The sequence below is a fragment of the Mariprofundus erugo genome, assembly GCF_005818865.1.
In the GTDB taxonomy this organism is placed as follows: domain Bacteria; phylum Pseudomonadota; class Zetaproteobacteria; order Mariprofundales; family Mariprofundaceae; genus Mariprofundus; species Mariprofundus erugo.
This window is the reverse complement of sequence record NZ_VBRY01000001.1, coordinates 298,361-309,988: the sequence shown is the minus strand read 5'-3', so window position 1 is coordinate 309,988 and position 11,628 is coordinate 298,361. Positions and strand designations below refer to the sequence as shown.

Annotated in this window: 14 protein-coding genes; all 14 read right to left on the bottom strand. The window is 55.2% G+C overall.

Features of this window, described 5'->3' with window-relative positions; all coding sequences use genetic code 11:
• Positions 1-26 precede the first annotated feature (26 nt).
• Positions 27-644, bottom strand: a complete 618-nt coding sequence (locus FEF65_RS01450) for a type IV pilus inner membrane component PilO (RefSeq protein ID WP_138237992.1) — start codon at positions 642-644, stop codon at positions 27-29.
• Positions 644-1,219, bottom strand: coding sequence for a PilN domain-containing protein (locus tag FEF65_RS01445; protein WP_138237991.1), 576 nt, complete (start codon positions 1,217-1,219; stop codon positions 644-646). The genes FEF65_RS01450 and FEF65_RS01445 overlap by 1 nt, the downstream gene beginning before the upstream one ends.
• The gene (pilM, locus tag FEF65_RS01440) at positions 1,216-2,265 is read right to left on the bottom strand and encodes a type IV pilus assembly protein PilM (RefSeq protein WP_238701104.1); all 1,050 of its coding nucleotides are present in this window, start codon (positions 2,263-2,265) and stop codon (positions 1,216-1,218) included. Before pilM ends, FEF65_RS01445 begins: the two co-directional genes overlap by 4 nt.
• 298 nt (positions 2,266-2,563) lie before the next feature.
• The gene (amrS, locus tag FEF65_RS01435) at positions 2,564-3,646 is read right to left on the bottom strand and encodes an AmmeMemoRadiSam system radical SAM enzyme (RefSeq protein ID WP_138237990.1); all 1,083 of its coding nucleotides are present in this window, start codon (positions 3,644-3,646) and stop codon (positions 2,564-2,566) included.
• Positions 3,636-4,196, bottom strand: a complete 561-nt coding sequence (gene amrA, locus FEF65_RS01430; RefSeq protein ID WP_138238097.1) for an AmmeMemoRadiSam system protein A — start codon at positions 4,194-4,196, stop codon at positions 3,636-3,638. Before amrA ends, amrS begins: the two co-directional genes overlap by 11 nt.
• On the bottom strand, positions 4,189-4,974 hold the full coding sequence (amrB, locus tag FEF65_RS01425; protein ID WP_138237989.1) for an AmmeMemoRadiSam system protein B: 786 nt from the start codon (positions 4,972-4,974) through the stop codon (positions 4,189-4,191). Before amrB ends, amrA begins: the two co-directional genes overlap by 8 nt.
• A gap of 56 nt (positions 4,975-5,030) precedes the next feature.
• Positions 5,031-5,636: a DedA family protein gene (locus tag FEF65_RS01420; protein ID WP_138237988.1), complete on the bottom strand. Its 606-nt coding sequence runs from the start codon at positions 5,634-5,636 to the stop codon at positions 5,031-5,033.
• A 59-nt stretch (positions 5,637-5,695) separates the two neighbouring features.
• A complete protein-coding gene (hisF, locus tag FEF65_RS01415) occupies positions 5,696-6,451 on the bottom strand; it encodes an imidazole glycerol phosphate synthase subunit HisF (protein WP_138237987.1) in 756 nt (251 codons plus the stop codon).
• A 53-nt stretch (positions 6,452-6,504) separates the two neighbouring features.
• A complete protein-coding gene (gene hisA / locus FEF65_RS01410; protein WP_138237986.1) occupies positions 6,505-7,245 on the bottom strand; it encodes a 1-(5-phosphoribosyl)-5-[(5-phosphoribosylamino)methylideneamino]imidazole-4-carboxamide isomerase in 741 nt (246 codons plus the stop codon).
• A gap of 216 nt (positions 7,246-7,461) precedes the next feature.
• Positions 7,462-7,827 (bottom strand): c-type cytochrome, encoded by a 366-nt coding sequence (locus FEF65_RS01405; protein ID WP_138237985.1) that lies wholly within the window; start codon positions 7,825-7,827, stop codon positions 7,462-7,464.
• Between the two features lie 139 nt (positions 7,828-7,966).
• Complete coding sequence (gene hisH / locus FEF65_RS01400) at positions 7,967-8,602, bottom strand: imidazole glycerol phosphate synthase subunit HisH (protein WP_170304405.1); 636 nt, start codon at positions 8,600-8,602, stop codon at positions 7,967-7,969.
• A gap of 31 nt (positions 8,603-8,633) precedes the next feature.
• Positions 8,634-9,221 carry an imidazoleglycerol-phosphate dehydratase HisB gene (hisB, locus tag FEF65_RS01395; protein ID WP_138237983.1) on the bottom strand — a complete coding sequence of 196 codons (588 nt, stop codon included), beginning with the start codon at positions 9,219-9,221 and terminating at the stop codon, positions 8,634-8,636.
• Entirely contained in the window at positions 9,218-10,252 is a 1,035-nt protein-coding gene (gene hisC, locus FEF65_RS01390) for a histidinol-phosphate transaminase (RefSeq protein WP_138237982.1), read from the bottom strand. Before hisC ends, hisB begins: the two co-directional genes overlap by 4 nt.
• Before the next feature lie 68 nt (positions 10,253-10,320).
• Positions 10,321-11,628 carry a histidinol dehydrogenase gene (gene hisD, locus FEF65_RS01385; RefSeq protein WP_138237981.1) on the bottom strand — a complete coding sequence of 436 codons (1,308 nt, stop codon included), beginning with the start codon at positions 11,626-11,628 and terminating at the stop codon, positions 10,321-10,323.

Genomic DNA, 11,628 nt, shown 5'->3' with positions numbered 1-11,628 from the left:
TGTCTCCCGGACCCTGACATTGGCCATTACTGCCCTTTCCCTGTACGCGTCTTTTGAGGCGTCTCCTCAACAAATCTGTAGGTGACAGCCTGCCCGTCAACGGAAAGGTCACCACCATCCTTACCAGCAGTCAGCCTGAGTTTTTTCACATCAACAATGCGGGGCATTTCCCCCACACGCTTTAAAAAGGTCAACAGCTGCCTGAAACTGCCGGTCACATTAAACGACACAGGCACCTCGGCATAAATCTGGCGATTGACCTCTTTTTCAGGCCTGAACATTTTGAACTCAAGCCCGGAATCCTTGCCCGCCCATGAGACATTTTCGAGAAGATCAGGAATCTGCGACTTTTTGGGCAGCATATTCAGAGCAACCTTCAACTGCTTCTCAAGCTCGGCATACTCCTGCTGTTTGCGCGGAAGATTGTGTGCAAGGCGCTTGTTTTTGATCAGGCGAACCTCCTGCATCTTCAGCTGCGCCTGCTGCTGCTCAATCTCCAGCTGCAGTGGCGACCAGCCCAGGGTGAAATAGACCGCCACGATCACCGCTACCGTCACCACCAGCGCCAGCAGCTTCTGCCATAATGGCAAAGGCAGGATCGGCCTGAATGCCTCATACATGGAGCCTTTCGCCGATTCAAACATCAGGAGCCCTCCGCCTGACCGGCAGCCACAGCCGCATCATCCCTGCGTACAACCTTCAGACTGAATTTACGCACCGGCAGGCCGCCAATCATGACCCTGTTAATCAGATCCAGACGGATATTCTCAAACAGGGCCGATTGATCAAGCTTGCGCATAAACACCGCAACAGCCTTGTTACTTTCTGCCTGCCCGGAAAGCACGAGATCCTTGCCCTGATCATTGATTTCATCGAGCCATACATTTTCAGGAATCAGCAGGGAGATTTCATGCAACGTTTTGAGCGAATGGAAACGCCCCTCCTGCAAGCGGTCGACAATCTTCAGCTTCCGCTCCACATCCGTACGCAGGTGATCAAGGTTTTCAATCTTGCCGATTTTCTGCTTAAGATCCTGATTCTGCTGCTGCAACTGCAGCGTTTGCTCTTTCAGATCAGCCAGCTGCAGCGAGCTGTATGTATGCGCCCCCAGCGCCAGCAGTGCTGCTGCGATGACCACAGCAACAAAGGTGCCCAGATGCTGGATGATCTGATGCTGCCGACGGGCAGTACGATATGGGATAAGATTAATTCGTATCATGCGTCAAAATTCCGCAGGGCCAGTCCGACCGGCACCATCAGCATCGGCCCGATCCGCTGCAGCTGCTCCACATCGAACTTGCGCCGGTTCATTTTAATATTCTTCAGGGGGTTCAATACCGCGCTATCAATGCCAAGGCGCTGCTCCAGCTCGATCGCGATATTGGGGATCAGTGCGCAACCGCCGGATATAAACAGCTTGCGCACCGGAAATTCAGCCCGGCTGGCCGAATAAAAATCGAGCGAGCGCACCAGCTCGGATGTCAGCCCGTTATAAAACCGCTCCAGCGCCTCGGGGTGGATATCGGCAAAACGCTCCACCTTCAGCTTTTCAGCTTCCTGGTAACTCAGTCCGTGCTCTTTCTGGATCTCTTCAGTCAGATTATGACCACCAAAGAACTGATCTCGCACAAAGGCCATGCGACCATTAATGAGCACATTGATATTCATCATATTGGCACCGATATTGACCAGCGCGTGCACCTCGCTCTCCGCATCGGGAGGGGTATCATCGCCGGCTATCGGCCCCTCATGCTCGTCGGTCAGCTCGGCTGCATTTTCAACGGCAAACACGGCACAATCCATACACCTGACCTGCAAGCCGGCCTCATTAAGAACCAGCTGATAGTCCTCAACCACCTCGCGCTTGCAGGCAACCAGCACCACATCCATCAATTCCGGATCTTCGGCATTCATGCCCTGAATGAAGAAGTCCAGAAACACATCGTCGATATCATAAGGAACGTATTGGTCCGCCTCGAACTCAATGCGGGCCTCAAGCTCAAACTCCGTCGCCATAGGGACAGTAATGGTTTTGATAATAACGGCGTTGCCAGAGACAGCGAGCGCCACATTTTTACAGCCCGGACGTGCCTGCTCGATCGCCTCGACCAGCGCATGGGTGACTGCCGTGGAGTCGATAATCGTATTTTCAACGATGGCATCCCTTGGCAGTGGAATGGCAGCCATAGCGGTCAGTTCATAACCTGAACGGCTGCGGGAGAGCTCTACCAGCTTGATACCGGTCGAACTGATGTCAATTCCCATCATGCCTTCTGACTTGTTCGAGAAAAGCGCCACTTACCCTCCACTCCTTAAGGACCACTAACACAAATCAATGCAAGTTACCTTACAATAAGAAATATTGTCAAGTATGCTCACCATGCGGACAGCATCGGATCCACTGCCATACCGGCATCCGGATTCATCGTTGCCAAGCAAGTATGAAGCCATGATGAGAGCAAATCCCCTCTCACTTGCTCAACCCGGACGATGCCGCACAACGGGACCATATCACGTACAACGAGGCAAGCCAGCACAAGCCCCACCCTCGCCTCAAAGACAATCAACCGCCATGCAGATAAACCGGTCGACGCTGGCCGCCGAATCCCCCGTCAAAATGACCGAAGTGACCAGCTATCAGGGTGTTGCAACGCGGGCAGCAGCCAGCCCCGGATAATTGGTAATCGATGATTTCATACCAGTCACGCGCAATCACAGGATTGTGACAGCGGGGACAATAAGTGCTGCCACCCTCCGGATCGCGCACATTACCCGTATAGACATAGTGGAGCCCCGCGTGCAGGGCAATGCATCTTGCCCGTTGCAGGGTCGCCACCGGCGTAGGGCTTTTATCCTTAAGCTTCCAGTCAGGATGAAATGCGGAGAAGTGCAGTGGCACATCCGGTCCCAGATGACCGGCAATCCAGTCACACATCGCCGTCAGCTCCTCATCACTGTCGTTCTCGCCCGGAATCAATAACGTGGTAATCTCCAGCCAGGCATCCGTCTCATGCCTGATATAGCGCAGTGTATCGAGCACCGGTTGCAGCCGCGCCGCACACAGGCGATGATAGAACGCATCTGAAAACGACTTCAGATCAACGTTCACCGCATCCATATGGGCAAAGAACTCCTCATGCGCCGGCGCCGCTATATATCCGGCAGTCACCGCGATGGTACCAACACCGGCCTCATGACAGGCGATCGCCGTATCCACCGCATATTCAAGAAAGATGACCGGATCATTGTAGGTAAATGCAACCGCCCTGCAGTCATGCCTGAGTGCAGCCGCTGCAATCGCCTCCGGATCGGCCTGATCGCACAGGCGATCAAAGGCACGCGACTTCGAGATATCCCAGTTCTGACAAAATGCGCAGGCCAGATTACAACCCGCCGTACCAAAGGAGAGCACTGCCGAACCGGGATAAAAGTGATACAGCGGCTTCTTTTCGACCGGATCGATACAAAAACCGGATGAACGCCCGTATGTCGTCAGCACCAGGTGATCGCCTTCACGCTTGCGCACAAAACAGAAGCCGCGCTGACCATCATGCAGCCTGCAGTCGCGCGGGCAGAGATCACACTGAATCCGCCCGTCGCCGGTATCATGCCAATAGCGCGCAGCAAAGTGTTCGTCAGCCGTCATCGGACCACTCCCGCTCACCATACTTGCTGACGGTATAACGATAAATTTGCAGCGCTGTATCCCAGAAGTCTGCAGGCAGACCGGCCTTCACCTTGAGGTGAGCCATAAACTGGCGCGGATCAGGCAACTGATCCCATACCTGCGGTAAAAATGTCGCCCGGTGCAGGCCGAATTTCAGCACCACACCATCGATACCCGGACGCAAGAGTGCCCACAACGCCGCCTCATCATGCGCAGGCAACAGCTCCATCGGTGAAAGCACCGAAACTTCGATATGCAGCAAGGCGTACTCTTCCCTGTCCAGCGCAGGAAAACGGGGGTCCTCGAAAGCAGCGGCTATAGCGTTGGCCTGCACATCATCAATGAGCCGGCGATACGGTTCAAGCGATCCGATACAGCCGCGCAGGCGACCCCGTATCTGCAGGGTCACAAAGCACGCACCCGGCTGCTGCAAAAAATCAGGGGGCTCAGGCGCAGATTCCACCACTCCCAGCCGCCCGGCAATGGCCGCACGGGCGAGCGCCGGCAGCACACCACCCTGCTCATGCATCCTCAAGCCCGCCTTCAAAGGCAATCGACGCGTAGCCCACCACCCGCTCCATATCACCGGCCGTATCGCCCGAGTGACGGTAATCCAGCAGGCGCGCCTGCAGTCGGTGTCTGGCTGCCAGCAACAGCATGGCATTGATGCCGGTAGCGCCACAAGCCTGTGTATGCATCAGGTGAGAGCCGGCAAGAATTCTGGCGATCGAGGCATGATCACGCCTGACTGCCTCATCACTGGCATGATAGTGGGACAAATCGGAGCTGATCACAAACAGGGTGCCCTCATCCCATAATGATTCCAGCACCTGCGCCAGCAGCACCGGATCAACATCCCCGACACACAATGGCACCAGCTCGAACGAGGACAGCACCACCTGTAAAAATGGCAGCTGCACCTCCAGCGAGTGTTCAGGCGCGTGAACCACATCATCTGTTTCGACCCCGTCAAACCGGATGAGGAGCTCCTGGATCACATCAGCAACGGGAATATCACCAAGAGGGGTGCGAAACAGATGACAGGAGGGCACCGCAATGGCCGGCGTTGCCACCCGGTGCGCAGGCCCGACCAGCACCACGCGGGAATAATGACTGCCGACAAGTGTTGCATAACCACAGGCCGCAGTGGGAGCTGAGTAGATATAGCCTGCATGCGGCACAATCAGCGCCCGGGGAGGAGTGCACTGCACCCGCCCGACAGCAAGATATCCGGCCAGCGCCTTCTGTAGCGCCGTCGGATCAGCAGGATAAAAAAGGCCGGCTACGGCAGCAGTGCGAACATACATTAACACACCCCCGATCACGCCAGCTGAGTATAGCCAGCCAATCAGGCGATGTCAGCTCACGCGCCGCCGTCCTCCCCCTCTTTCACCCGCTCGCGCCAGTGGCGGCGGACATGATGGTGACCGTAACGAAAATACAGCAACAGCGCCACGACGGCCGCTGCCAGCACCACCGCCAGCAATCCGTAAACACCGAAGTGATGCAGTATGGCCACCCCTGCCATACCGACCAGGTGACCCACGCTATAAATAATGATGGCCCAGCTGAGACAGTTCACCACCTGCAACAGGGCAAAGCGGGTAAAGCCGATTGTCGAGCAACCGAACATGATCGCAGCCACCATACGGGTCCCGTAAAGGTACTGAAAAATAAAAATCGACCAGTGCGCATAGCGATCAAGCACAGCATTGGCCTTCGGATAGTGTTTTTTAAGAAAGGGTAACGCCTCGATAATGGCCATACCACGCCAGCGCCCGAGTGCGAAAAAGAAGAGATGGCCGACATAAGCGCCCACGGCCGCCACCGTCACCACCTTCCAGGGGGTCATCATGCCTGCTGCTGCCAGCGCCGCTGCAGCAATAAATACACTCTCACCCTCAATAAAGGTCCAGGCAAAAACCGCCCAGTAACCATATTGTTCAACAAGCTGCTGTGCCCACTCCATACTCAGACGCCGTATACGTGAATGTCGATGTACAACGCGCAAGAGTGAGGTGCGTGCATTTATAGACGCACCGGAATGCCCTGGGCGGCAAGAAATGTTTTGGCCTGATGAATGGTAAATGTCCCGAAATGGAAAATGGATGCGGCCAGCACTGCATCCGCCCCACCAAGCTTCAATCCGTCAGCCAGATGCTCCAGCGTTCCGACACCACCTGAAGCCACAACATTGGCCGTCACCGCATTGGCGACAGCGCGGGTCAACGGGATATCGTAACCGTTTTTGGTGCCATCGGCATCCATGCTGGTCAGCAGTATTTCACCCGCACCATAATCAGACATGCGTTTGGCCCACTCCACCGCATTGATCCCGGTCGGTTTCCTGCCGCCATGGGTAAAGCACTCCCAGTGATCATCCACCCGTTTGGCATCAACGGCCACGACAATGGTTGATGAACCAAAGCGCTCGGCCGCATCCCGGACCAGCTCCGGCGTAAAAATGGCAGCGGTATTGATCGACACCTTGTCCGCACCGGCATGAAGCAGGTTCTCAATATCAGCCAGCGCCTTGACACCGCCACCGACCGTCAGCGGCATAAACACATGCTCAGCCACCTCGGTCACCATATGATACAGGGTATCACGACTCTCGTGGCTGGCCCGAATATCAAGAAAGGTTAACTCATCGGCACCCTGCTGATCATATTTGATAGCAGCCTCAACCGGGTCACCGGCATCAATAATATCAACAAACTGTACACCCTTGACGACACGGCCATGCGCCACATCCAGACAGGGAATAATGCGCTTCGATAACATTTATAACCAACCCGAAACAAACAAATCTGCACTGCAATCTGACCGCAGGGAGCTCACTTCAACAGCTCCATCGCAGCTGCAAAATCAATGGTTCCCTCATAAATCGCACGCCCTGTAATCGCGCCACAGATGCCATCAGCAGCATGGGCCGCGCAGGCGGTCACATCGGCCATCGTAGCCACACCGCCAGATACAATCACCGGGATAGAGACAGCCCGGGCCAGATGTACCGTCTCTTCGATATTCGGACCACTTAACATGCCATCACGTGCAATATCGGTATAAATAATGGCCGCCACACCCGCATCCTCAAAACGCCGGGCCAGATCGACCGCCGTCACATCGGTCACATCGTCCCAGCCATGCACTGCCACCATACCGGCCTTTGCATCAATACCAACGCAAACCTGACCGGGAAATGCCGCACATGCCTGATCAACCAGCGACGGATTGGATATAGCAACAGATCCGAGAATCACCCGCTGCACGCCAAGTCCTAGCGTACCCTCGATCATGGAAAGATCGCGCAGACCACCACCGAGCTGGACGGGAATATCCAGTGTTTCACAGATCGCACGGATCGCAGCACGATTGGCAGGCTTGCCGGCAAAGGCTCCGTCCAGATCGACCACATGCAGTCGCCGGGCTCCGAGTGATTGCCAGCGCAATGCCATGGCCGCCGGGTCATCACCGTAATCGGTCGCATCATCCATGCGCCCCTGCTTCAGACGCACACAATGGCCACCCTTCAGATCGATCGCCGGAATCAGTTCAAATGGGAGATGATTTGTCATATTGCGAATCATGCAGATAATTTATCGGGAATGCACCAGCGACGTTCCATCAGCTGTCTGCACCAGCAGCTCACTCCAGCATCGAGCCGGTAAAGATCCCGGATGCCATCCCCATCATCACTGGCCAGATGCCCAAAAGAAAAAACCCCCGCCAGACTGGCGAGGGTTTTCACGGATCACAGGCGACTACATAGGCCGCCGATCAACCATTCTGAATTACTTCAGAGCAGCCAGTACTTCATCCTGCTTGGCAGCATCGCATACTTTCTGAGGTGGCATCTTGGTCTTTGCATGAGCATTACCGGTGAACTCAGCAATCGCTTCCTTGGAGTTGCACATCCACTTGCGCAGATGATCTTCATCCCAGTTCCAGGTAGCGCCAGCGAGGTCTTCGCTGTACTTGAAGCCTTCATGCTTGCCTGCAGCACGACCGATTACTCCGCCCAGACCTGGACCTACCTTGTTCTCGGCAGTGAAGTTATGGCATGCCTTGCACTTTGCTTCAGTACCTGCATAAGCAGAGGCAGACAGAGCGCCCATTGCGAATGCAGCTGCGGCGGTAATCATCAATACTTTCTTCATATATTCTCCTCCTTGGAGTTTAAGGTTGCCGCATGATCTCTCCGGCAAAATTAGCTGACAAGTAGGCAAAAAGCGGAATTATTACACCAGTGTGACACGTAAAATCGTGCGATTTTACCTGCCGAAAGGCAGAGAAAAATCAGGGCTTCCAGTGCAAATAGGCGTCCAGCAAGGATAATCCTGCCGCCTGTGATTTTTCCGGGTGAAATTGTACTGCTACAATATTGTCGCGACCAATCGCCGCAGCAAACGGATAATCACCATAGGAACAGGCAGCCAGCAGATGCTCGGGCAGCTCCGGCGCGCAATAATAGGAGTGCACATAGTAAACCTGACGACCGGCAAGCGGTGCCAGCACCGGGTGATGCTCACGCTCGGAAGAGAGGATCACATCATTCCAGCCCATATGCGGAATCTTGAAGCCGCGTTCGGGATGTGAGGCAGGGAACGGATTGACCGCTCCGGGAATAAGACCAAGCCCGTGATATTCGCCAAACTCGCGCGACACACTCATCAGCACCTGCATACCCAGGCAAATACCGAGAAACGGCTTGCCCGCACGGATCTGCTCCACAATCGCCGCATCCATACCGGACTGACGCAGCGCCGACATACAGTCGCGAAATGCGCCCACGCCAGGCAACACAATCCGGTCATAGCGACCAAGTGCATCGGCATCGCTAACCAGCTCAACCTCGCCCCCCACCTCTTCAAGCGCCTTGGCGACAGAGTGGAGATTTCCCATACCATAATTAATCAAACCAATCATATTCAGTTACCAGCCACCCTGATCACAACCACCGTGATCAGAGTGCTCCTTTTGTCGAAGGGATACCGCCCTGGCGTGCATCAGGCGCAATGGCCATACGCAATGCCCGACCGAATGCCTTGAATACCGTTTCAATGATATGATGATTGTTGGCGCCACGCAGCGTATCGATGTGCAGCGTGATGCGGGCATGGTTACTGACTGCCTGGAAAAACTCCTTGAACAGGTCAATATCAAAGCCGCCTACGGTCTCTTTCGGGAAGGCGATATGATACTCAAGTCCCGGACGGCCGGAAAAATCGAGCACCACACGTGACAAAGCCTCATCCAGCGGCACATAGGCGTGACCGTAACGAACAATGCCCGCCTTGTTTCCAATTGCCTCACGCAGCGCTTCACCCAGACAGATACCGATATCTTCGACCGTATGGTGATCATCAATTTCCCGATCGCCTTTGGCTTCAACAGACAGATCAATCAGGCCATGACGGGCAATCTGGTCGAGCATGTGATCGAGAAACGGGATGGAGGAGTTCAGCTCAGCCTTGCCGCTGCCATCCAGATCCAGACTCAAACGCACAGATGTCTCATTGGTGGTCCGCTCAATACTTGCCGTTCTTGTCATCCGATGATCTCCTGAAGTGCCGCCAGCACAGCATCATTTTCCTCTTTTGTACCAATCGTGATACGCACACAACCAGCCAGCATCGGGTCAGCCCCGTGCATGTTTTTAATCAGTATACCGGCCTCTTTCAGCCCCTCAAAGACAGCCTTCGGATCAGCCACCCTGAGCAGAAGGAAGTTGGCCTGGGATGGAAAGACCGTCACCGAAGCCATACGCTCGAGTGCAGAAAACATCCTTGTCCGTTCCGAGCGAATCAAGGCAGCCTGCTCCTCAAACACATCAAGATGATCCAGCAGAAAATCAGCCGATGCCTGGGTCAAGGCATTGATGTTATAAGGCATCCTGACTTTGTTCAGATGCGCAATCTGATCGGCATCACCAAGCAGATAGCCGAGCCTGAGACCGGCCCAGCCCAGTTTGGAGAAGGTCCGCAACACCATCACATTGGGCCCAATCAGGTGATTATGGCTACGCTCGGCAAATGGCGCATAGGCCTCATCAATGACCAGCTGCCCGTTAATACCACGGGCAATACGGCTGACCGTCTCTTCCGGCCACAGGTTACCGGTCGGATTGTTCGGGCAGGCAAGAAACGCAATTTCCATCTTTTCCCGCGCACACACCTGAAGAAACTGGTCGGCATCCAGCGAAAAGTCAGCACGCAACGGCACACTGGCCACCGGCCGCTTCAACCAGCGTGAAATCAGGTCATACATCACAAACGTCGGCTTGGGCACCACGCAGGTACCCGGATTGGTAGCCAGCAACAGCATCTGGATAATTTCATCCGAACCGTTACCGAGCAGGACCTGCTCCGGTGCCAGCCCCTCGCGCTGTGCAATTTTACGCCGCAACCCTGCCATATCGGCATCCGGATAGCGGTTCAGATCCACCGTCCCCAGATGATTCAGCCACTCACGATGCAACCCTTCCGGAAGGACATAGGGGTTTTCCATCGCATCAAGTTTAATCAGTCCACTACTGTCGGGCACATGGTAGGCGGCAAGCGCCTTGATATCACCGCGAATCATTGTTTGTTACATCCGTTTTCGGGCATCCTGCCCCTTGTTTGTTATACTGCCGAATCAAACCGGAATCGTTATACATCTGTCCGGTCATTCAACCTCAGCTCCAGCGTCAATGCATGCGCCTGCAACCCTTCACGATGCGCAAGGTGAGCCGCCGCAGGCCCCACAGCCTCGACACCGGCACGGGTCGAGCGAATAATACTGGTACGCTTCTGGAAGTCATATACACCAAGCGGCGATGAAAAACGTGCTGTACGATTGGTTGGCAACACATGATTCGGGCCGGCAATGTAATCGCCCAGAGCTTCGGGTACAAAGTGACCGAGGAAAATCGCTCCGGCATGGCGGATCAACGGCAACAGCGCATCCGGATCCTCAAGCGCAAGCTCAAGATGCTCCGGGGCAATGGTGTTGACCGCTTCAGCCGCTTCTTCCCAGCTATGTACATGAATCAGTGCGCCATGGGTCTCCACAGATGCCCGGGCAATTGCAGCACGGGGCAGTACGGCCAGGTGAGCCTCGATGGCCTCGGCAACCTGATCCAGCAAACGGGCATCGGTTGAAATCAGAATACTCTGGGCTGCCTCGTCATGTTCGGCCTGGGAGAGGAAATCGGCCGCCAGCCATGCCGGGTGGCCACCATCTGCAACCACCACGATTTCGGATGGACCGGCAATCATATCAATACCACAGGTACCGAAGACCTGGCGCTTTGCAGCCGCAACAAACTTGTTGCCCGGGCCGACGATTTTATCAACCGCAGGCACCGTCTCTGTGCCATAGGCGAGAGCTGCAACCGCCTGGGCACCACCAACAGCAAAACCACGCTGTACACCTGAAATATATGCTGCCGCCAGCACCAGCTCGTTAAGCTCACCGCCCGGTGTCGGCACCACCATGACAATCTCTTTCACACCGGCAACCACCGCCGGCACGGCATTCATCAGCACCGAGGATGGATATGCCGCCTTGCCGCCCGGCACATACAGCCCCACACGATCCAGCGGAGTAATACGCTGTCCCAGCGTCAGGCCGGCCGCATCGGTAAAGTCCCAGTCAGCCTGCAACTGATGCTCATGGTAGGCCCGGATGCGTTCAACACAAAGCTGCAACGCCTGACGATCCTGCTCAGAGACAGCATGCCATGCCTCTTCCATACGCGCATGACTGATCTCCATGGACTCAGGTGTGCATGCCCAGCCATCGAATCGCGCGGTATACTCACACAAAGCCTCGTTCCCGCGCCGCTTCACATTGGCAAGGATATCCGCCACCAGATGCTGGACATCATCTCCTGTATCGGTCTCTCTTGTCAGCAGAGCATCCAGTTGTTTTGAGAAATCCACATCTGCAGAATCCAGTCTCGCAATACCAGCCAT